The organism is Streptomyces sp. TRM70350 (assembly GCF_019219825.1).
GTDB lineage: Bacteria > Actinomycetota > Actinomycetes > Streptomycetales > Streptomycetaceae > Streptomyces.
This window is the reverse complement of record NZ_JAHUXH010000013.1, coordinates 52,093-72,626: the sequence shown is the minus strand read 5'-3', so window position 1 is coordinate 72,626 and position 20,534 is coordinate 52,093. Positions and strand designations below refer to the sequence as shown.

The 20,534-nt window shown below is 70.9% G+C and carries 18 protein-coding genes; 2 read left to right on the top strand and 16 right to left on the bottom strand.

All coding sequences use genetic code 11. From position 1 onward, the window contains the following. Positions 1-539 precede the first annotated feature (539 nt). The 9 genes from lepB (KWI83_RS20940) to KWI83_RS20900 form a co-directional block, all read right to left on the bottom strand. Positions 540-1,508: a signal peptidase I gene (lepB, locus tag KWI83_RS20940; RefSeq protein WP_218515898.1), complete on the bottom strand. Its 969-nt coding sequence runs from the start codon at positions 1,506-1,508 to the stop codon at positions 540-542. Continuing rightward, a complete protein-coding gene (gene lepB / locus KWI83_RS20935) occupies positions 1,396-2,490 on the bottom strand; it encodes a signal peptidase I (protein ID WP_218515897.1) in 1,095 nt (364 codons plus the stop codon). The genes lepB (KWI83_RS20940) and lepB (KWI83_RS20935) overlap by 113 nt, the downstream gene beginning before the upstream one ends. Continuing rightward, positions 2,483-3,199: a signal peptidase I gene (gene lepB / locus KWI83_RS20930; RefSeq protein WP_218515896.1), complete on the bottom strand. Its 717-nt coding sequence runs from the start codon at positions 3,197-3,199 to the stop codon at positions 2,483-2,485. Before lepB (KWI83_RS20930) ends, lepB (KWI83_RS20935) begins: the two co-directional genes overlap by 8 nt. A gap of 45 nt (positions 3,200-3,244) precedes the next feature. Further along, complete coding sequence (rplS, locus tag KWI83_RS20925; RefSeq protein ID WP_141311117.1) at positions 3,245-3,595, bottom strand: 50S ribosomal protein L19; 351 nt, start codon at positions 3,593-3,595, stop codon at positions 3,245-3,247. A gap of 135 nt (positions 3,596-3,730) precedes the next feature. Beyond that, positions 3,731-4,564, bottom strand: coding sequence for a tRNA (guanosine(37)-N1)-methyltransferase TrmD (trmD, locus tag KWI83_RS20920; protein WP_218515895.1), 834 nt, complete (start codon positions 4,562-4,564; stop codon positions 3,731-3,733). Continuing rightward, positions 4,564-5,106 carry a ribosome maturation factor RimM gene (gene rimM / locus KWI83_RS20915; RefSeq protein WP_218515894.1) on the bottom strand — a complete coding sequence of 181 codons (543 nt, stop codon included), beginning with the start codon at positions 5,104-5,106 and terminating at the stop codon, positions 4,564-4,566. Before rimM ends, trmD begins: the two co-directional genes overlap by 1 nt. Positions 5,107-5,188: 82 nt before the next feature. Continuing rightward, complete coding sequence (locus tag KWI83_RS20910; RefSeq protein ID WP_003973401.1) at positions 5,189-5,428, bottom strand: RNA-binding protein; 240 nt, start codon at positions 5,426-5,428, stop codon at positions 5,189-5,191. Positions 5,429-5,430: 2 nt separating this feature from the next. Next, positions 5,431-5,850 carry a 30S ribosomal protein S16 gene (rpsP, locus tag KWI83_RS20905; RefSeq protein WP_218515893.1) on the bottom strand — a complete coding sequence of 140 codons (420 nt, stop codon included), beginning with the start codon at positions 5,848-5,850 and terminating at the stop codon, positions 5,431-5,433. Between the two features lie 278 nt (positions 5,851-6,128). Beyond that, positions 6,129-6,725: a hypothetical protein gene (locus KWI83_RS20900; RefSeq protein WP_218515892.1), complete on the bottom strand. Its 597-nt coding sequence runs from the start codon at positions 6,723-6,725 to the stop codon at positions 6,129-6,131. Positions 6,726-7,341: 616 nt separating this feature from the next. On the opposite strand from KWI83_RS20900, the gene KWI83_RS20895 reads away from it, so the two are divergent. Then, positions 7,342-8,223: a class I SAM-dependent methyltransferase gene (locus tag KWI83_RS20895; RefSeq protein WP_218515891.1), complete on the top strand. Its 882-nt coding sequence runs from the start codon at positions 7,342-7,344 to the stop codon at positions 8,221-8,223. 66 nt (positions 8,224-8,289) lie between these two features. Here KWI83_RS20895 and ftsH read toward each other — a convergent pair whose 3' ends face one another. The 6 genes from ftsH to KWI83_RS20865 all read right to left on the bottom strand — a co-directional run bounded on the left by ftsH (position 8,290) and on the right by KWI83_RS20865 (position 18,001). Beyond that, positions 8,290-10,230: an ATP-dependent zinc metalloprotease FtsH gene (gene ftsH / locus KWI83_RS20890; protein ID WP_218515890.1), complete on the bottom strand. Its 1,941-nt coding sequence runs from the start codon at positions 10,228-10,230 to the stop codon at positions 8,290-8,292. Positions 10,231-10,407: 177 nt separating this feature from the next. Continuing rightward, positions 10,408-11,958: a signal recognition particle protein gene (gene ffh / locus KWI83_RS20885; protein ID WP_218515889.1), complete on the bottom strand. Its 1,551-nt coding sequence runs from the start codon at positions 11,956-11,958 to the stop codon at positions 10,408-10,410. A gap of 82 nt (positions 11,959-12,040) precedes the next feature. After that, positions 12,041-14,485, bottom strand: coding sequence for a [protein-PII] uridylyltransferase (locus KWI83_RS20880; protein WP_218515888.1), 2,445 nt, complete (start codon positions 14,483-14,485; stop codon positions 12,041-12,043). 25 nt (positions 14,486-14,510) lie between these two features. After that, positions 14,511-14,849 carry a P-II family nitrogen regulator gene (locus KWI83_RS20875; RefSeq protein WP_003997576.1) on the bottom strand — a complete coding sequence of 113 codons (339 nt, stop codon included), beginning with the start codon at positions 14,847-14,849 and terminating at the stop codon, positions 14,511-14,513. Next, positions 14,846-16,186 carry an ammonium transporter gene (locus KWI83_RS20870; RefSeq protein ID WP_218515887.1) on the bottom strand — a complete coding sequence of 447 codons (1,341 nt, stop codon included), beginning with the start codon at positions 16,184-16,186 and terminating at the stop codon, positions 14,846-14,848. The genes KWI83_RS20875 and KWI83_RS20870 overlap by 4 nt, the downstream gene beginning before the upstream one ends. A 339-nt stretch (positions 16,187-16,525) precedes the next feature. Next, entirely contained in the window at positions 16,526-18,001 is a 1,476-nt protein-coding gene (locus tag KWI83_RS20865; RefSeq protein ID WP_218515886.1) for a hypothetical protein, read from the bottom strand. A 446-nt stretch (positions 18,002-18,447) separates the two neighbouring features. Here KWI83_RS20865 and KWI83_RS20860 point away from each other — a divergent pair, with 446 nt between their 5' ends. Then, entirely contained in the window at positions 18,448-19,110 is a 663-nt protein-coding gene (locus KWI83_RS20860; protein WP_218515885.1) for a bifunctional DNA primase/polymerase, read from the top strand. Positions 19,111-19,237: 127 nt separating this feature from the next. Here the strand turns inward: KWI83_RS20860 and ftsY are convergent, their stop codons facing one another. Further along, entirely contained in the window at positions 19,238-20,446 is a 1,209-nt protein-coding gene (ftsY, locus tag KWI83_RS20855; RefSeq protein WP_218515884.1) for a signal recognition particle-docking protein FtsY, read from the bottom strand. Between the last annotated feature and the right edge of the window lie 88 nt (positions 20,447-20,534).

The following is a 20,534-nucleotide window of genomic DNA, read 5'->3' as shown; positions in this document are numbered from 1 at the left end:
AGGGCCGGACAGCCCTTCATCCCGCCCGGCGGACAGCTCCACGAGGACTTCACGCGGGCGGGGATTTCACGCGGGCGGGGACTTCACGCGGGCCGGAACTTCACACGGGCGGGGACTTCACGCGGGCGGGGAGGTCTCGACGGCGATCAATCCACCGACCGAACCGCCACGGCGATCAGACACCGACGGTCAGACCGCCCGGCGATCAGAGGCCAGCCGCCAAACCACCCCGCCGATCAGCCACCGCCCGCCAGACGGCCCAATCGATCAGACACCGCCCACCAGAGCACCCCCCGATCAGAGGCCAGCCGCCAAACCACCACGGGCTTCAGACACCGACCGCCGCACCGCGACGCCGATCAGGCACCGCCCGCCAAACCACCCCACCGATCACAGCCAAGCCGCCAAACCACCGCGGCCATCAGACACAGACCGCCAGACCACCAGACCCCGCACCGCCCCACCACGGCGCCGATCACCCCTCCGGCCGCCAGCCCGCGCCGCCGCTCGGATCCCCGCCCCCGGATCCGCGACGACAATCACTCGCCCGGCCGCCGGCGGCGCCACAGTGCCAGCGGCACGACCCCCGCGAGGGCCAGCGCGTTCGGGGCGTTGGTGAGGGACACGGCCGACTGGTCGTTCAGGCCGGGCTGGTCGAAGGTGTCCGGCACCGGGAGCGTGCCCCAGCGGTTGATCGGCCAGGCCTTCACGATGGCGCGTCCGACGACCTTGTCCACCGGCACCATGCCCTTGTTGACGTCGCCCTGGTTGTAACGGGAGTCCCGGGAGTTCTGCCGGTGGTCGCCCATGACCCAGATGTAGCCCTCGGGGACCTTCACCTTGAACTGGCCGCCCTGGTCGTCGACGGTGCACGGCGTGTTGCCGGGGTACACGTACGACGTCTCGTTCAGCGCCTTGCCGTTGACCCTCAGCGGGCCGGTGCCCTCGCACTCGACCGTGTCGCCGCCGACCCCGATCACCCGCTTGATGAGGTCTTTCTCCTCGGCGGACGGCATCAGGCCGATCCAGCTGAGAAACGTCTGCAGGGCGTTCGGGTCCGCCGCCGGCTGACCCGCCAGCCAGTTGTCCGGGTCGTGGAAGACGACGACCTCGCCGCGCTCCGGCTCGGAGCCGAACCAGGGGGTGAGCTTGTCGACGAGAACGCGGTCGCCCTCCTGCAGGGTGTTCTGCATCGAGTCGGAGGGGATCGAGAACGCCTGCACCAGGAACGTCTTGATCAGCAGCGCCAGCACCAGCGCGATGCCGATCAGGATCGGCAGCTCCTTCCAGAAGGAGCGCTGCTTCTTCGGCTGCTTGCGGGCGGGGCCCTCCGGTCCCTGGTCCCCGGTCTGGCTCTGCTCGTCCGTCACCGTGCCGTCCTCGGCCGCCTGGCCTTCATTCCCAAAGCTTACGGCGCTGTCCGCGGCCTGGGGGGCCGCCTCCACGGGACGTCCGCGGTGCTCCTCGCCGTCGTGTCCGGACCGTGCGCCAACCGCCGCATCCCCCACGCCAACTCCTTACTCTGTGCCGCCGCCTGCCCCACACACGACGCAGGCCCACCACTCCCATAACGAGCGGGAGTTCCGCAGGGCTCGGGAGCTGGATCGTTCCGTTCGAATCGTCGGGGGCAACCCTATGCGACGGCCGGGGGCCCGCGGTCGACCCGCCTGCCGAGTCGGACACGGAAGCGTAGGTTCTCGGTTCGTTCAGCGTGGTCCAGTGGTCCAGCGGCCAGGCGATGACGACGGCCCGGCCCACCACCTCGTCCTCGGAGACGGTGCCGCCGTAGTCGGTGTCCTGGTGGGAGCGGGAGTCCGCGGAGTTGGACCGGTGGTCGCCCATCACCCACAGCCGTCCCTGGGGCACGGTGATGTCGAACGGGATGGCGGACGGCTCGTCGCCCGGGTTCAGATAGTCCTCGTTCAGCGGAACGCCGTTGACCGTGACCCGCCCCTGCGTGTCGCAGCACTGCACCCGGTCACCACCGACGCCGACGACCCGCTTGATGAGGTCCTTCTCGTTGTCGGACGGCAGCAGGCCGATGAAGGTGAGCCCCTCCTTGATCTGCTTGACGACGACGGGGTCGTCCTTCTGCGGGATGGGCTGCTCGTCCTGGAGCCAGCCGCCGGGGTCCTTGAAGACCACGACGTCACCGCGCTTCGGCTTGGCGCCGAACCACGGGGTGAGCTTGTCGACCAGGACCCGGTCGCCGATCTGGATCGTCTGCTCCATGGAGCCCGACGGGATCACGAACGCCTGGACGAGGAACGTCTTCAGGACGAGGGCTATCAGCACGGCCACGCCGACCAGGAGCGGTATCTCCTTTATGGCCGACCGGCGCCGGCGCCGCTTGACCTTCCGCTGCAGCTTGCGCCGCTCGGCGCGGGTGCGCCCGCCGCCGGCCTGGGCGGCGGCACGCCGGGTGCCGGTGGGCAGCAGGTTCTCGGCGGCACTGGCGGGCGTACCGCGCGGCTTGCCGCGACTACCCATGTCCACCGTCCGCCGCGGGCACGCGCGCGTAGGCGCCGGTTCGGTCCAGGCGGGTGGCGTGGGCGAGGGGCCAGACGATCCAGTCGGCCCGGCCGATCACGTCGTCGACGGGGATCATGCCACCGCCGGGTGAGCCCAGGTGGTCACGGGAGTCACTGGAGGCGCTGCGGTGGTCACCGAGGACGAACAGGGTGCCGTCGGGCACGACGACGTCGAAGGGCACCGTGGAGGCGCTGTCGCCGGGGTACAGGAACGTCGACTCGTCGATGGACCGGCCGTTCACCTGGAGCCTCCCCTCCTTGTCGCAGCAGAGCACATGGTCTCCACCCACACCCACGACACGTTTGACGTAGTCGGCGTCCCCGAAGTTTCCGGCGCCGTCGAACACGACCACATCGCCGCGCCGCGGCTGAGCATCGAAACGGTACGCCAACTTGTTCACGAGCACGCGGTCGCCGATCCTCAACCCCCGCTCCATCGACCCGCTGGGGATCCGGAACGGCTGCGCCACGAACGTGTTGAGCAGCAGCGCGAACACCAGGCAGACCAGCAGCGTCAGGGTGATCCGCCCGCCCGGGACCCACTCGGCGACCCGCGCCACCAACGCGAAACGCGACCGGCCCTCCGGTCCCTCTGTGGCCGAGATTCCCTCGGCGTCGGAAGGGTGGGAGGAGCGGTCGCGCTCCGTCGGCTGTGCTTCGGTGTCCATCGGAGCCAGATGTTATCCGGCCCCGCCGTGAACCCCGGGAGGCGCTCAGCTCTCGCGCTTCTCCTTGATCTTCGCCGCCTTGCCGCGCAGGTCGCGCAGGTAGTACAGCTTGGCGCGGCGGACGTCACCCTTGGTGACGAGCTCGATCTTCTCCACGATCGGGGTGTGCACCGGGAAGGTGCGCTCGACGCCGACGGAGAAGGAGACCTTGCGGACCGTGAAGGTCTCGCGCACGCCGGAACCCTGGCGGCGGATCACCACGCCCTTGAACTGCTGCACACGGGAGCGGTTGCCCTCGATGACGCGGACGTGGACGTTGACGGTGTCACCCGGGCGGAAGGCCGGGACGTCGCTGCGCAGCGAGGCGGAGTCGACGGAGTCGAGCAGGTGCGACATTTCGTCTGCTTTCTTCGCTGATGCCACAGGTCATCAACGGAAACTAGGTTTCTGGTACGAGGGTCGTGCGGGTCGGAGCGGGCGTCGTGTCCCCCTGTGGCAGGGGCGCACGCCGGACGGGCGCACAACAGCGGTCTATTCTTCCACGCCCCTGGTCCTGCGCCAAAATCGGCCGTACGGCTCGCCCTCGGGGTCCGGTTCCCAGCCCAGGATGGAGAGCATCTCGCGGTCCTTCTTGTCGAAGGCCTTGGGGTCGCAGCGCTCGATCAGGTCCGGCCGGTTGGCCGTCGTGCGCCGCAGCGCCTCGTCGCGCCGCCAGCGGGCGATCTTCCCGTGGTGCCCGCTGAGCAGCACGTCCGGGATGCCGCGCCCCCGCCACTCGGGCGGCTTGGTGTAGACGGGTCCCTCCAGGAGGTTGGCCATGGCGCCGGGCGCGAAGGAGTCGTCGCGGTGCGACTCGGCGTTCCCGAGGACGCCGGGCAGCAGCCGCGCCACGGCCTCCGTGATGACCAGTACGGCCGCCTCCCCGCCGGCGAGGACGTAGTCGCCGATGGACACCTCGTACACCGGCATCCGGGTGGCGTACTCGTCGATGACCCGCCGGTCGATGCCCTCGTAGCGGGCCGGGGTGAAGATCAGCCACGGGCGCTCGGAGAGCTCCACGGCGAGTTCCTGGGTGAAGGGGCGGCCGCTGGGCGTGGGGACGATGAGGGCGGGCTCGTGGGATCCCGTCTCGTAGCCGTCGGCGAGGACGGAGTCGAGGGCGTCACCCCAGGGCTCGGTCTTCATCACCATGCCGGGGCCGCCGCCGTACGGCGTGTCGTCGACCGTGTGGTGGCGGTCGCAGGTCCAGGTGCGCAGATCATGCACGTGCACCATCAGCTGTCCACGCGCGCGTGCCTTGCCGACCAGCGAGACGTTCAGCGGGTCGAGGTACTCGGGGAAGATCGTGACGACGTCGAGCCGCATCAGGACTCGTCCCTGGACGAGGCGATGTCCGCGCGGTCGTCGATCAGCCCGGGCGGCGGGTCGACGACGGCCCGCTGCTCCTCCAGGTCGATCTCGGTGACGATCTCCGCCACGAACGGGATCATGACCTCGCTGCCGTCCGGGCGCTCCACGATGAACAGGTCCTGCGAGGGCAGGTGCGAGATCTCGGTGATCCGGCCGACCGCCGCCCCGTCCTTGGTGACGACGTCGAGGTCGATCAGCTGGTGGTCGTAGTACTCGTCCTCGCCCTCGGGCAGCTCGTCCGGGTCGATCTCGGCGATCAGGAGGGTGTTGCGCAGGGCCTCGGCGGCGTTGCGGTCGCTCACGCCCTCGAAGCGCAGCAGCAGGCGGCCGCTGTGCACCCGGCCCGTCTCGATCGTCAGCGGACCGACGGAGGCCGGGTCGGTGGCCAGGACGGCGCCGGGTGCGAGCCTGAGCTCCGGCTCGTCGGTACGTACCTCCACGGTGACCTCGCCCTTGATGCCGTGGGCACGGCCGATCCGTGCGACTACCAGCTGCACTTCTGAAGATCTCCTGTCGTACGACTACGGGCCGGGGAGGCCCAGTGGCCCTCCCCGGCCCGAGCCGGTGCTGCGTTCAGCGTCAGCGGACGTGGTCCACGTCGACGAGGTCGACACGGACGCCGCGGCCGCCGATGGCGCCCACGACGGTGCGCAGAGCGCGTGCAGTGCGGCCGTTGCGGCCGATCACCTTGCCGAGGTCGTCGGGGTGGACCCGGACCTCCAGCACACGTCCCCGGCGCAGGTTGCGCGAGGCGACCTGCACATCGTCAGGGTTGTCGACGATGCCCTTCACGAGGTGCTCGAGAGCCTCCTCGAGCATGCTCAGGCCTCGGTCGACTCGGACTCAGCCGCAGCCTCGTCCTTCTTGTCGGCCTTCTTCTTCTGCGTGATGGCCTCGCCCTTGCCCTCGTCGTCGCCACCGAGAGCCTCGAACGACGGACGCGCCTTCTTGGGCTCGGCGGTCAGCAGCGGCGCCGGGGCGGGCTCGCCCTTGAACTTCTGCCAGTCGCCGGTCTTCTTCAGGATGGCGAGCACGGGCTCGGTCGGCTGGGCGCCGACACCGAGCCAGTACGCCACGCGCTCGGCGTCGACCTCGATCACCGACGGGTTGTACGTCGGGTGGTACTTGCCGATCTCCTCGATCGCACGGCCGTCACGGCGGGTGCGGGAGTCGGCGACGACGATGCGGTAGTGAGGCGAACGGATCTTGCCCAGACGCTTCAGCTTGATCTTGACTGCCACGGGAGTGGGTTCTCCTGGATTTGACGTGGTTGGGCACGGCGAGATGGCCGCGTGGGGTTGCGGTACCCGAGTGCCCGATGGACGCGTCAGCCGGAGGAGAGAGGGGTCCTGTGCGGCTGTCGAGTACAGCCAGCCATTCTGCCACACCCCGCGGACCGCTTCAGACCGAGGGTGCGCCGAGGCAGGCCGGAGCGGCACCCGGCGTCCCCGCGACCGACGCCGGGTGCGCGACCCGCGGCACTGCAGGTGCCGCACGGCTGCCACGAGCAGCCGTGCGCTCACCTCGCGCCCGCGCCCACCACCTCGGGGATCCGGAACGGCTTCCCGCAGCCGCCGCACACGATCGGGGCCTGGGCGAGGACCGACGGAACGACCCGTACGTTGCGGCCGCAGTCGCACACCGCCTTGACCCGGACGCCGCCACCGGAGGAACCGTGACGGGCGGCCGGACCGCGGAAGGCGCGCCCGGTGTCGGTGGTGGTGGCGGCGGTGTGGGCCTTCAGGGCGCGCTGCAGGCGCTCGATCGTCGGGCGGTAACGCCGCTTCGCCTCGGGGTTGAGCGTGACCAGCGAGAAGCCGCTGCTGGGGTGCGGCTCCTCGGGGTGGTCCAGGCCCAGCTCCTCGGCGATCGCGAGGAATCTGCGGTTGTGGTACCGGCCGGCGCGGGAGGTGTCGCGGATTCCGCGCGCGGCGGCGATGCCGTGGACTGCCTCATGGAGCAGCCGTTCGAAGGAGAGTTCGTGTCCGCAGGCGGACGACGACTCCCCGATCAGGGACTCGGGCGCGGCAAGGTCCGGCAGCTCGGGGTGGTACCGCTGAATGTCGGCCCACGCCTGTGCCAGCTCTGCGGCGAGAACAGGTGGTGTCGTGCTCACGTAATGACAACGAGCCTGAGTCCCGCTGTGTTCCTATTCCGGGGCATCCCAAATAATTTGCACGTACCCGTCAGTTGCCGCTGATGCGTCCTGAGGAGGGCGGGTGCGCTGATCTGCGGAGAAGCCGCACAGCTCATACCAAGGTGGTGCGTAGCCTGACGTACGACCCGGCGCGTAGAGCATGTCCGCACGCCGGGGGGTGCGGGTCCGCGGGTGCGCAAGGGGGGTTTCGGCCGCCTCGCGCCCTCGCCCGGTATGTGCGCGGTACGACCGTGACCATACCTGGTCCGCCCCCGGGGTCCGCCACCGCCCCGTCCGACCTTGGCCGGAACCCGGCCGCCGCTCCGCCCCGCCACCGACGGTTGTCGCCGACGGCATGAACACGCCACTCACCGGGCCCCTCGGACGGAGGAATTCCGTCGTAAAGAGGGACACCAGCGTTGCCGGAACGTGAATTCTCGCCACTCACAAGGGCAGTCCACAAGCAGGCCGCCGCGACCCCTGGACGCCGCCGCGGGCTCGGAGTTACCTGGCATACGGGGGGAGGGTGGGCGTACGCGACGGGGGGCGACGAACACGGGTACAGCGGCAACTCTCTGCGGATTGGGGCGTTTCGATGACACCTACGCTCGTGCGGCAGCACCTGCCTCACGGGGGACCCGCACCCCGCGTGGACCTGCGGGCACGCGCGCGTGACTGGTCGGAGATCCAGGAGCGGATGCTCGTACCGCTCTACGAGGCCGTCTACGAGCGACTGGACGTGGGACCGGGCACCCGGCTGCTGGGCCTGGGCTGCGGTTCGGGACTCGCCCTGCTGATGGCGGCCTCCCGGGGCGCCGCCGTCACCGGTGTCGAGTCCTCCTCCCGCGAGAGACTGGCCCTCGCGCGCGAACGCCTGCTGCCGGAGGCGACGGAGGCGCAGAGCACGCGCGCGCGTACAGGTGCCCGGCTCGTCGAGGGCTCCCCGGAGGACGCCGTCCCCGAGGACACGTCCGACGCCCAGGCACCGGCGTACACGCTCGTCACCGCCTTCGAGCCCATCGGGTGTCTCGCGGGTGACGCGGAGGGCCTCGGTGGGCTGCTCGGCGCGGCGACACCGCTCGCCGAGCGGGGCGCGCCGGTGGTGCTGGCCGGCTGGGGGCCGCCGGAACGGTGCGCCACGTCGTCGGTGCTGCGGGTGGCCACCAAGCTGGCGGATCCGCTGCGCGGCGGCGGCAGTTGGCGCCCGGCGCTCCGGGACGATCTGGAGGAGGTCGCCGAGCGGGCCGGGCTCAGGCCGGACGGTTCGGGGCGGGTCGCCTGCCCGTTCGGATACGCCGACGTGGACAGCGCGGTGCGCGGGCTGCTGTCGACCGGGCTGTTCGACGCGGCGATCACGGCGACCGACCAGGAGCAGGTCGACAAGGAGCTGACCGAGGCGCTGCATCCGCACCGGCGGCCGGACGGCACGGTGTGGATGCCGAACGTGTTCCGCTACCTGATCGCCCGGACTCCCTGAGCGGGCCCACGCCGCGGGGAACGAAGAGGTGGGGCGCCCCGGGCACTGCCCTCGGGCCAGGGTGCCCTACCCTTCCGGATCCACCTCGGCCAGCCGCGTGATCCCCGCGATGCGGTACGCGTCCGCCTCCTCCAGCGTCTCCCGCTCCAGCAACCCCTCCGCCAGCGCGTCCAGTCGACCGCGGTGGTCGCGCAGCTTGCGGCAGGCCTCCTCGTAGCACTCGTCGACGATCCGGCGCATCTCGCCGTCGATCACATCCAGCGTCTGCGGCGCCGCCGCCAGCCCGTACGCCTGCTGGGCGTCGTCGGGCAGCGCCGACAACCGGCCCACCTGCCGGCTCATGCCCCAGCGGGCAACCATCCCGCGCACGATCCTGGTGACCTGCTCCAGATCGTTTTCCGAGCCGGTCGTGATGACCCCGTAGACGACGTGCTCCGCCGCCATTCCGCCGAGCGCGCCGATGATCCGGCCGCGCAAGTACTCCTCGGTGTACGCGTACTTGTCCGATTCCGGCGTCGACAGTGTCACCCCCAGCGCCCTCCCCCGCGGCACGATGGTGATCTTGCGGACGGGGTCGGCGCCCGGCTGCAGCATGCCCAGCAGGGCGTGTCCGCTCTCGTGGTAGGCGGTGCGCCGGCGTTCCTCCTCGGGCATCACGAGTGCGCGTTCGGCACCCAGTTGGACCTTCTCCAGCGCCTCCGACAGGTCGGACTGCGTCACCGTCGTCTGTCCCCGCTTGACGGCGAGCAGGGCGGCCTCGTTGGCGAGGTTGGCCAGTTCGGCGCCGGTCATCCCAGGGGTCGTACGGGCGACCTGGGCCAGGTCGACGTCCGGGCCGAGCGGGATCTCCCGGGTGTGGATCCTCAGGATGGCCTCGCGGCCGCCCCGGTCCGGCGGCGAGACGTTGACGACCCGGTCGAACCGGCCGGGGCGGGTCAGGGCCGGGTCCAGGACGTCCGCGCGGTTGGTCGCGGCGATCACGATCACGCCCTCGGAACCCGAGAAGCCGTCCATTTCGGTCAGGATCTGGTTCAGGGTCTGCTCGCGCTCGTCGTGCCCGCCCACGCCGGCCCCGCCGCCACGCGCCCGGCCGATGGTGTCGATCTCGTCGATGAAGATGATCGACGGGGCCACCTTCCGCGCCTCCGCGAACAGTTCCCGCACCCGGGACGCGCCCACGCCGACGATCATCTCGATGAACTCCGAGGCGGACGCCGAGAAGAACGGCACCCCCGCCTCCCCCGCCACCGCCCGCGCGAGCAGCGTCTTGCCGGTGCCGGGCGGACCGGCGAGCAGCACACCGCGCGGCATCTTGGCGCCCATCCGCCGATAGGCGTCCGGGTTCTTCAGGAAGTCGACGACGTCGTTGAGCTCGCCCTCCACCTCGTCGATGCCCGCCACGTCCGCGAACGTCGTCCGCTGCTCCCCCGGCTCCAGCTCGACCGGCCTGGGCGGCGGCTTGCGCCCGAACATGCCGCCCGCCCCGCCCAGCCCCGCTCTCATCCGCCGGGCGATGAAGATCCACAGCACGACGAGCAGCAGCAGCGGCGCCAGCGAGATCAGCAGGTTGGTCAGAAAACCACGCTGCTGGACGACCGGTTCCGCGGTGACCGTGACGTTGTGCCGGGTCAGTTCCTCCCAGAGCTGGTCGTCCGCGAAGGCCGGCCGCTGCGTCTTGAACCGGGTGTAGGTGCCCTCGTCCTCGGGGTTGCCCTGGGCCCTCTTCAGCTCGCCCTGGATCGCGTCGCCCTTGGCGTAGATCTTGCTGACGTTTCCGTCGTCGACCTGCCTGCTGAACTCCGTGTACGAGATCGTCGGCTCTGCCTCGTCCAGGAACGACAGCACGAGGTTGGCGATCAGGAACACGGCCAGCGCGGCGACGGCGAGGCCCCACCAGCCGCCGCGCATCCTCCGCCCGCCGGGCGCGGACTTCGGCGGCTCCTCCGGGGCGCCCTCGGTGCGCCAGGGCTGGTCCGGCGACTTGCGTGGCGGCACGGGGTTGGTCATATCGGGACGTTACGCCACACCGGCTCCGCAAGCATGTGCGGATTACGGCGCCGGGGCACCCCTGCGGAGAGGGGCGCCCCGGCGCCGTAACAAGCCGCCACAAGCCGCCACAAGCCACCACAAGCCGCCACTGGACGTCACCAGCCGTGACGAGCAGGAAGCGACGAGCAGGAAGTGCTAGCCCATGAACTTCTTGAACTCGTCCGGCAGCTCGAAGTCCTGCCCGCCCTGCTGCGGCAGCCCGAAGGCGCCTCCGCCCTGAGCGGCTGCCGCGCGGCGGGCGGCCTCCTCCTGCTCCTGCTGCTTGCGCTTCATCGGGTTGCCGGAGCGCTGCTTGCCCTTGGCCTGCTTCTGCTTCTTCTTCGCCCTGCCGGGACCGCCACCCATGCCCGGCATCCCCGGCATCCCCGGCATACCGCCGCCCTGGGCCATGCGGGACATCATCTTGCGGGCCTCGAAGAACCGCTCGACCAGGTTCTTCACCGCGCTGACCTCGACACCGGAACCGCGCGCGATACGGGCGCGGCGCGAGCCGTTGATGATCGTCGGGTCCTGGCGCTCGCCCGGGGTCATCGACTTGATGATCGCGGCGGTGCGGTCGACGTCCCGCTCGTCGAGGTTCTGGATCTGGTCCTTGATCTGGCCCATGCCGGGCAGCATGCCGAGCAGCTTGGAGATGGAGCCCATCTTCCTGACCTGCTCCATCTGGGCCAGGAAGTCGTCGAGGGTGAAGTCCTGGCCCTTCTTGGAGGCCAGCTTCTCGGCCATCTTCTGGGCTTCGGCCTGGTCGAAGGTCTTCTCCGCCTGCTCGATCAGGGTGAGCAGGTCACCCATGTCGAGGATGCGGGAGGCCATCCGGTCCGGGTGGAAGGCGTCGAAGTCGTCGAGCTTCTCGCCGTTCGACGCGAACATGATCGGCTTGCCGGTGATCTGGCGGATCGACAGGGCCGCACCACCACGGGCGTCACCGTCGAGCTTGGAGAGCACCACGCCGTCGAAGCCGACGCCGTCGCGGAAGGCCTCGGCGGTGTTGACCGCGTCCTGACCGATCATCGCGTCGACGACGAACAGGATCTCGTCCGGCGAGACCGCGTCCCGGATGTCGGCGGCCTGCTGCATCATCTCCTGGTCGATGCCGAGACGGCCGGCGGTGTCCACGATCACGATGTCGTGGACCTTGGACTTCGCGAAGCCGATGGAGTCCTTGGCGACCTTGACCGGGTCACCGACGCCGTTGCCCGGCTCCGGCGCGAAGACCGCGACCCCGGCCCGCTCGGCGACGACGCTCAGCTGGTTGACCGCGTTCGGGCGCTGGAGGTCGGCGGCGACCAGCAGCGGCGAGTGGCCCTGCTCCTGGAGCCACTTGCCGAGCTTGCCCGCGAGGGTGGTCTTACCGGCACCCTGCAGACCCGCCAGCATGATCACGGTGGGCGGCTGCTTGGCGAAGCGCAGCCGCCGGGTCTCGCCACCGAGGATCGTCACGAGCTCGTCGTTGACGATCTTCAGCACCTGCTGGGCCGGGTTGAGCGCCCTGGAGACCTCGGCCCCGAGGGCCCGCTCCTTGACGTTCTTGATGAAGCTCCGGACGACAGGCAGCGCCACGTCCGCTTCGAGGAGCGCGATCCGGATCTCGCGCGCGGTGGCGTCGATGTCCGCTTCGGAGAGCCGTCCCTTGCCACGCAGGTTCTTGAAAGTCGCTGAGAGGCGATCGGAGAGAGTATCGAACACGGCGCTCGCGGTCCTCAGGGTCGGTGGCTGGCGGATGAATCGCCCTCCAGGGTATCCCGGCTCCACCGGAGCGGGTCACGGATCAGCCGCGCAATGTCTCCTCCAGCTTCCGCGCCACCGCCGCGGCCTCCTCGCCCGGCAGGGGCGCGCCCTCCGGTCCTGTGACATAGAACGCGTCGACGGCGTTCGCGCCCAGCGTCGACACATGGGAGCTGCGCACCCGCACGCCCGCGTCCTCCAGCGCCCGCCCGATCCGGAACAGCAACCCCGGCGCGTCCTGGGCCCGCACCTCGATCACCGTGGCCAGCCGGGAGGCGGCCGGGTGGACCGACACCCTCGGCGGCGGCGCCACCACACCCCGGCGGCGCGGGTACGCGGCGTCCCGTTCGGCGAGGCGACCCGCGATGTCCAGGGTGCCGTCCAGGGCCCGGACGAGGTCGGCGCGGAGCCGGGCGGCCTGGGGCAGGGAGCCGTACTCGGCGGCGACCCGCCAGTCCAGCAGCAGCACCGAACCCTCGACGCCGTCCGGCAGCTGAAGGGCCCGCAGCTCGGCCGTGCGGACGGTCAGGCGGTGCACGGCGAGGACACCGGACACGGCGGGCAGCACGCCCGGCTGGTCCGGTACGGCGATCAGCAGCTCGACGCCGAGCGGCTCGGGTTCGCCGGACGCCTCCTCGGTGGGCACCTCGGTCTGCGCCCGCAGCGCCAGCACGGGGCTGCCCGTCGCGATCGCCTCGATGGCGAGCCGCTCCTGCTCGGCGGTGGGCGCGGCGGCCTCGGGGTCCTCCGGCTCGTCCCCGGACAGCACCGCCGAGACCCGCTTGACCAGGTCCGCGACCAGCGAACCCCGCCAGGACGACCAGGCGGCCGGCCCGGTGGCCAGTGCGTCGGCCTCGGTGAGCGCGTGCAGCAGCTCCAGCGTGCCCTGCGAACCCACCGCCTCGGCGACCGAACGCACGGTGGCGGGGTCCTCCAGATCACGCCGGGTGGCCGTCTCCACCAGCAGCAGATGGTGTCGTACGAGGGTGGCGAGCACGGCCACGTCGTCGCGGTCGAAGCCGATCCGGCTCGCCACGTCGCGCGCGATGATCTCGCCCGCGACCGAGTGGTCGCCGGGCCAGCCCTTGCCGATGTCGTGCAGCAGCGCGGCGACCAGGAGCAGGTCGGGGCGGCTGACCCGGCGGGTGAACTCGGAGGCGCGGACGGCGGTCTCGATGAGGTGCCGGTCGACGGTCCAGATGTGCACGGCGTTGCGCTGTGGGCGGCAGCGCACCCGCTCCCAGTCGGGGATGAGCCGGGTGATCAGGCCCTCGGCCTCCAGGGCCTCCCAGACCTCGATGGTGGGACGGCCGGAGCCCAGCAGCGTGACGAGTTGTTCCCGCGCCTCGGCAGGCCAGGGCGTGGGCAGGGGGCGTACTCCGGCCGCCATGCGCCGGACAGCATGCAGGGAGAGTGGCAGTCCGGCCTGCGCGGCGGCGGCCGCCGCGCGCAGGGGGAGCACGGGGTCGCGGTCGGGGCGCGCGGCCCGGGCGAGCACCACCTCGCCGTCCTGCTCCACCACACCCTCGGCGAGCGGCGACCTCTCGGCCACCTGCTTTCCTCCGCCCAGCATGGAGCGCAGCCGCGGCCGCACCGCGCGCGACCGCAGCACGCGGCCCACTTCACGCCACGTGACATCACTGGCGTACGAGATGATCCGCGCCGCCTCGTACACCTGCCGCAGCAGCGTGTCGGCGTCGAGCAGGCCCAGCTCGGCGGCGACCTGGTCCTGCTCCTGCAGGGCGAGCCGGTCGGTGGCGCGCCCGGTGGCGAGGTGCAGGGCGTCGCGGACGTCGAGCAGCCGGCGCCGGGCGTCGTCGAGGCCCTCGCGCGGGGCGTCGGCCAGCCAGGACGCGGCGACGGCGCGCAGGGCGGTGGCGTCACGGAGGCCGCCGCGGGCCTCCTTGAGGTCCGGCTCCAGGAGGTACTGCAACTCGCCCTGGCGTTCAGCGCGTTCGGCGCAGAGTTCCTGGAGTTGGGGGAGACGTTTCGGCGCCTGGTTGCGCCAGTCGGCGAGGATCGCTGTCCGCAGTCCCGCCGTCAGGCCGAGGTCGCCCGCGATGTGGCGGGCGTCCAGGAGCCCGAGCTGGACCTTCAGGTCCTCCCCGGCCGTCTTGCGGGCCTCGGCCGGTGTGCGGACGGAGTGGTCCAGGGCGAGACCCAGGTCCCAGACGGGATACCAGATGCGGTCGGCGAGGGCGCCGATCGCGGCGGAGTCGCCCCCGTCATGCAGCAGCAGGAGGTCCAGGTCACTGCGGGGGGACAGCTCACCGCGGCCGTAGCCGCCGACCGCGACGAGCGAGACCCCGCGCAGCCCCTCGGCCCCCGCGTTGAACAGCCCCGCCAGCCAGTCGTCGGTCAGCTCGGCCAGGCCGGCACGGCGCGGCGGCCCGGACCGCGCCCCCTCCGTGAGGAGGCGCAGCCGGGCCGCCGCGTAGCCGCTGGGTCCCGAGTCCTCTGCTTTCGCCGTTACGTCCGTACTCGTCACCCAGCGACTCCTGTTCTTCTGTCGGTCAGAGCGCGTCCGGTCCGCGCTCGCCGGTGCGGACCCGGACGGCGGTCTCGACCGGAAGGGACCAGACCTTGCCGTCACCGATCTTGCCGGTGCGGGCGGCCTTCACGATGACGTCGATCAGCTGCTCGGCGTCGTCGTCCTCGGCCAGCACCTCGATACGGATCTTGGGGACCAGGTCGACCGTGTACTCGGCGCCGCGGTAGACCTCGGTGTGGCCCCGCTGACGACCGTAGCCGCTCGCCTCGGTGACCGTCAGTCCGTGCACTCCGAACGCCTGGAGGGCTTCCTTGATCTCGTCCAGCCGGTGGGGCTTGACGACAGCGGTGATGAGCTTCATGCGTCCACCTTCTTGCTCGCAGCTTCGGCAACCGGGGCGGGGGCGGTGACGGTGCGGGAGGCACCACCGCCGGCGCCGCTGAAGTCGTATGCGGTCTCGGCGTGCTCGGCCTGGTCGATGCCGGCCACCTCGTCGTCCTCGGAGACCCGCATGCCGATCGTCTTGTCGAGCAGGAAGGCGAGGACCGCGGAGGCGACCAGGGAGTAGGCGAGGACCGCGAACACACCGGCGCACTGCTTCCAGAACTGGTCCAGGCCGCCACCGTAGAACAGGCCCTGGACCTCGGACTGGCCCTTGCCGCTGGCGAAGAAGCCGATCAGCAGGGAGCCGACGACACCGCCGACCAGGTGGACGCCGACGACGTCGAGGGAGTCGTCGTAGCCGAACTTGTACTTCAGGCCGACGGCCATGGCGCACAGCAGACCGGCGATGGCGCCGACGGCGATCGCGCCGAGCGGGTCGACCGCGCCACCGGCCGGGGTGATGGCGACCAGACCGGCGACGGCACCGGAGGCGGCGCCCAGCGTGGTGAACGCGCCGTGGCGCAGCTTCTCGTAGATCAGCCAGGCCAGCATGGCGGCGGCGGTGGCGATCTGGGTGTTGACGAACATCAGCGCGCCGACGCCGTCGTCGTTGCCGAGCCAGGAGCCGGCGTTGAAGCCGAACCAGCCGAACCACAGCAGAGCGGCGCCGAGCATGACCAGCGGGAGGCTGTGCGGACGCATCGGGTCCTTCTTGAATCCGATGCGCTTTCCGATCACCAGGATCACGCCGAGCGCCGCGGCACCGGCGTTGATGTGCACCGCCGTACCACCGGCGAAGTCGATCACGCCGAGCTCGAAGGCCCAGCCGCCCGAGCCCCAGACCCAGTGCGCGACCGGGAAGTACACGACCGTGGCCCACAGGGCGACGAACAGCGCCCACGCCGTGAACTTCACGCGGTCCGCGAGGGCACCGCTGATCAGGGCGGGCGTGATGATCGCGAACATCAGCTGGAAGACGGCGAAGACATAAATGGGGATGGTGTAGCCGTCCCACAGGTCGGCGGTACCGATTCCGGTGAAGCCGACGTAGTCGGAAGACCAGCCGATGATGCTGCCGGAGTCCGTGCCGAACGCCATGGAGAAGCCGTACAGCACCCACAGGATGGTGACGATTCCCAGGCTGATGAAGCTCATCATCAGCATGTTCAGGGTGCTCTTGACGCGGACCATGCCTCCGTAGAAGAAGGCCAGTCCCGGGGTCATGAGCATCACCAGGGCGGAGCAGATGAGCATGAAGCCTGTGTTGGCGGCAGAGAGCTCCGTCTCTGCGGCAAGCGTGATGGCTGGTGCCATCGGCGTCTCCTCGTCGTTGGATACGGCCCCGTGCGGGCGAAGCCTTGAGCGGTCATGAGGGGTGGGCCGGTTATGCGCCACGAGATTGGCGCAGCGCCGTTTCGGTGGAAGCCCCTCGTTGTTTCGCCGCGGTGACGAAGGCGCCCTGTGTGTTACGCGTCGATGAACTGCCTGCTGCCGCGCTGCGCGATCGTTATCGTGGCGCAACCTTCCGTGGATGTTGCCGCGGGGCGCAGCGAACCGGCCGCGGGCGGCCTTCCGATGACCTGGCACGGGGGAGCCGAGTCGGGCAGTTCGGGAGGGCCGGCCGCGGCCGGAGTCAGGGGTTTCGGCGCTGTGCTAGACCGCCGCGGCGGTCTCCGGCAGCTCGACGGCGAGCTTGTCGGTGAGGTCCACGACCGCGGCGATGTCACCGAAGTCCCGGGCGGCGGTGTCCACGGTCTTTCGAATACGAGTGTTGACGCGCTCGGAACGGACGTTCTTGGCGACCGTCATGGCCCGGTCGGCGAACACGGCGCTCTGCTCGGGCTCACGCTGGAGCAGGTGCACGGTGGCCATGCCGATGAGGTTGAGCGCGTACGACCGCTGGTGCTCGGTGTCCTGCGCGAACAGCTCCACGGCCCGCCGCATCAGGGGCTCGGCCATGGAGGCGTAGGCGGGGCTGCGGCCGGCGACGTAGGCGAGGTCGCGGAAGGAGTGGCTGTTCTCGGCGTACAGCTCGGCCTCGGAGAAGAAGCGGATCCAGTCGGGGTCCGGCTCGTCCCAGTCGTCGGCGTCGGTGAAGGTGTCCTCGGCCATGCGCACGGCCCGCTTGCACTTGCCGGGCTGGCCCATGTTGGCGTACGCCCGGGCCTCCATCGCATACAGCATCGACTGGGTGCGCGGGCTCGCGCAGTCCCGGCTGCCGTACTGCGCGAGGTGGATCAGCTCCAGGGCGTCCTCGGGCCGCCCGAGGTGGATCATCTGGCGGCTCATGCTGGACAGGATGTACGAGCCGAGCGGGCGGTCGCCGGCTTCCTTGGCAGCGTGCAGGGCGAGTACGAAGTACTTCTGCGCGGTGGGCTGGAGCCCCACGTCGTACGACATCCAGCCGGCCAGTTCCGCCAGCTCGGCGGCGACCTTGAACAACTTGCGGGTGGTGGCCTCGGGCTGGGGCTCCTGCAGCAGGTCGGTCACCTCGTGCAGCTGGCCGACGACCGCCTTGCGGCGCAGGCCGCCGCCGCACTGGGCGTCCCACTGGCGGAACATCACCGTGGTGGACTCCAGCAGGTCCAGCTCCGGCCTGGACAGCCGTCCCCGTGAGCGGGTGGACGGCACCGACGCGGGCTCGGGCCGGGGGGCGGGCGGCGCGGGGACCAGCCAGCGCTGCATGGGCTCGATCAGGGCCGGGCCGGCGGACAGGGCCAGCGACGTGCCGAGGAAGCCGCGGCGGGCCAGCATCAGGTCGCTGCGCGAGAACTCGCCGAGCAGGGCCACCGTCTGCGGGGCCGTCCAGGGCAGGTCGACGCCGGTGGTGGAGGGCGCCTGGCGGGCGGTGCGCAGCCCGAGGTCCTCGATCGAGACGACGCAGCCGAACCGCTCGGAGAACAGCTCCGACAGGATCCTGGGGATCGGCTCGCGCGGGTTCTCGCCGTCCAGCCAGCGGCGGACCCGGGAGGTGTCGGTGGAGATGTGGTTGGCGCCCAACTGGCGTGCTCTGCGGTTCACTTGACGCGCCAGCTCGCCCTTCGACCAGCCGCTGCGCACGAACCACGAGCCCAACAGCTCGTTCGGGCGCTTCTCAGCGTTCGCCCCGCCTCCGCCGTTGCCGCCCACTGGAACGCCCCCATCCCTCAGATCGCCTGTCACCGAGTGCGCCAAGCCTTATCAGAATGCCCGTCAATTCAGTCCCCCGTCCGGCAGTTCTCAGTCTTCGAACGAGGAACCGGCTTGCCTGCGGCATACCCACCGGTGCATGTGCCCCGACCGCCGTGCACACACGGTAATCCTACGATCACCCGCTCGGCCACGGCGATCCCGGAAACGCCACCATTCGCCACCCCTTCGAATGAACTACCGGTCGCCTCCGCGCGATTCACTTGACATAGGACAGACGGAAGTGGGCGGACGGGTGCACGCGGGAGCGCGAACACCTGGGCGCACCACCCGGGTTTGCCTCCGGAAGCCGTCTGGACCACGCGACAACCGGGAAGTCGAAAACGGAGAGTAACGTTCTGATTCCGTCTCGTAACCACCGGTGCGTCGGACCCGTTGGAGGGGGCATGGGCTTCACGATCGGCAGCAGTCGGGGGATCCGCGACATCCGGTCCGGCTCGCGCCGCCGCGGCCGCTCGTCCGAGTGCACCGCCGTGGCGGAGTACACCGGGCTGTGGGGCTGGGACGTCGTCCCCGGCGCCCGGGCCGCCGCGGGCACCTGTTCCTGCGGCCGCCCCGAGTGCCGGACGCCGGGCGCGCATCCGCTGGACTTCGCGCCGGAGGTCCCGGCCGGGGCGACGCTGGACGAGGTGACCAAGTCCTGGGCGGAGTTCCCGGGCGCGGCGGTGATGCTGCCGGTCGGGCGGGCGTTCGACGTGATCGAGGTGGCCGAGCCCGCCGGGCGGCGGGCCCTGGTCCGGCTGGAGCGCATGGGCCTTCCCCTCGGCCCCGTCACCGCCACCCCCGACGGCCGCGCCCACTTCCTGGTCGCCCCCGGCTCCACGTCCGAGCTGCCCGCGCTGCTGTACCGGATGGGCTGGGACGACCCGCACCTCGACCTGCGCGGCCTCGGTCCCGGCACGTACATCACGGCCCCGCCCTCCGACCGCGCAGGCCTCGGTCCGGTGCGCTGGCTGCGCCCGCCGGACCTGGACTCGGCACGGAAACCACCGGCGGCGCGACTGCTGCTGGGAACGCTGGCCTATGTGGCACACCGGTCGCGGCCGTAGCCGCACACAGCACCGACTGCGCATCCGTACACAGCACCGGCTGCGCATCCGTACACAGCGAAGCGCCCGCACCCCACTGCACCGTGGGGGCGGGCGCTTTTGGGCACCTACCGAATGTGGCAGGTGGTCACTCTCCGATAAGGGCGTCAACGAACGCCTCCGGCTCGAACGGGGCCAGATCATCGGCTCCCTCGCCAAGTCCGATCAGCTTGACCGGAACGCCCAGCTCGCGCTGCACGGCGACGACGATGCCGCCCTTGGCGGTGCCGTCCAGCTTGGTGAGGACGATGCCGGTGATGTCGACGACCTCGGCGAAGACACGGGCCTGGACGAGGCCGTTCTGACCGGTGGTGGCGTCGAGGACGAGCAGCACCTCGTCCAGCGGGGCGTGCTTCTCGATGACGCGCTTGACCTTGCCGAGCTCGTCCATGAGACCGGTCTTGGTGTGCAGCCGTCCGGCGGTGTCGATGAGCACCACGTCGGCGCCCATCTCCTTGCCCTCCTTGACGGCGTCGAAGGCGACGGAGGCGGGGTCGCCGGCCTCCGGCCCGCGCACGGTGTAGGCGCCGACCCGCTCGCCCCAGGTCTGCAGCTGGTCGGCGGCGGCGGCCCGGAAGGTGTCGGCGGCGCCGAGGACGACGCTGCGGCCGTCGGCGACGAGGACCCGGGCGAGCTTGCCGGTGGTGGTGGTCTTGCCGGTGCCGTTGACGCCGACGACCATCACGATGCCGGGCTTGGTGGTCTCGGGCTCGGTCTTCACGGTGCGGTCGAAGTCGGTGCCGACGAGCGTGAGCAGCTCCTCGCGCAGCAGGCCGCGCAGCTCCTCGGGGGTGCGGGTGCCGAGCACCTTTACGCGCTCGCGCAGCCGTTCGACCAGCTCCTGGGTGGGCTGCACACCGACGTCGGCGGTGAGCAGGGTGTCCTCGATCTCCTCCCAGGTCTCCTCGTCGAGGTGCTCGCGCGAGAGCAGCGTGAGCAGCCCCTTGCCGAGGGCGTTCTGGGAGCGGGACAGACGGGCGCGGAGGCGGACGAGCCGCCCCGCGGTGGGCTCCGGGATCTCGATCTCGGTCGGCGGAAGCTCGACGACGGGCGGCTCCTCGACGGCGGCCGGGGCCGAGCCGTCGGGAAGGTCCACCTCCTCTATCGTGCGGCGCGGTTCCTCCCGCGGCGTCTCGGCCTCGTCGCCGACGTGCGGCTCGGCCGGAGGGGCGGTGATGTCGGGCGTGGTGGGCGGCGGCGGGGGCAGCGGCTTCCTGCGCCGACTGCCGACGACGAGCCCGCCGATCGTGCCGAGCACGACCACGGCGATGACTACAGCAAGGATGACGATGTCCATAACTCGTCCAGTATCAGCCATAGGGCTCGGGCGGACCCAGTTTGTACCTTCGTCCAAGTGATCCGTGGCCCTGTGGCGGCAGCTCTGG

What these genes read in the sequence shown, in the direction of transcription:
- KWI83_RS20875 (WP_003997576.1), bottom strand. Translation starts at nt 14,849, where the DNA reads ATGAAGCTCATCACCGCTGTCGTCAAGCCCCACCGGCTGGACGAGATC.
- rplS (WP_141311117.1), bottom strand. Translation starts at nt 3,595, where the DNA reads ATGTCGCACCTGCTCGACTCCGTCGACTCCGCCTCGCTGCGCAGCGAC.
- KWI83_RS20860 (WP_218515885.1), top strand. Translation starts at nt 18,448, where the DNA reads ATGGGCTTCACGATCGGCAGCAGTCGGGGGATCCGCGACATCCGGTCC.
- KWI83_RS20910 (WP_003973401.1), bottom strand. Translation starts at nt 5,428, where the DNA reads ATGCTCGAGGAGGCTCTCGAGCACCTCGTGAAGGGCATCGTCGACAAC.
- ftsH (WP_218515890.1), bottom strand. Translation starts at nt 10,230, where the DNA reads ATGACCAACCCCGTGCCGCCACGCAAGTCGCCGGACCAGCCCTGGCGC.
- trmD (WP_218515895.1), bottom strand. Translation starts at nt 4,564, where the DNA reads ATGCGGCTCGACGTCGTCACGATCTTCCCCGAGTACCTCGACCCGCTG.
- lepB (WP_218515897.1), bottom strand. Translation starts at nt 2,490, where the DNA reads ATGGGTAGTCGCGGCAAGCCGCGCGGTACGCCCGCCAGTGCCGCCGAG.
- KWI83_RS20870 (WP_218515887.1), bottom strand. Translation starts at nt 16,186, where the DNA reads ATGGCACCAGCCATCACGCTTGCCGCAGAGACGGAGCTCTCTGCCGCC.
- lepB (WP_218515896.1), bottom strand. Translation starts at nt 3,199, where the DNA reads ATGGACACCGAAGCACAGCCGACGGAGCGCGACCGCTCCTCCCACCCT.
- KWI83_RS20895 (WP_218515891.1), top strand. Translation starts at nt 7,342, where the DNA reads ATGACACCTACGCTCGTGCGGCAGCACCTGCCTCACGGGGGACCCGCA.
- ftsY (WP_218515884.1), bottom strand. Translation starts at nt 20,446, where the DNA reads ATGGACATCGTCATCCTTGCTGTAGTCATCGCCGTGGTCGTGCTCGGC.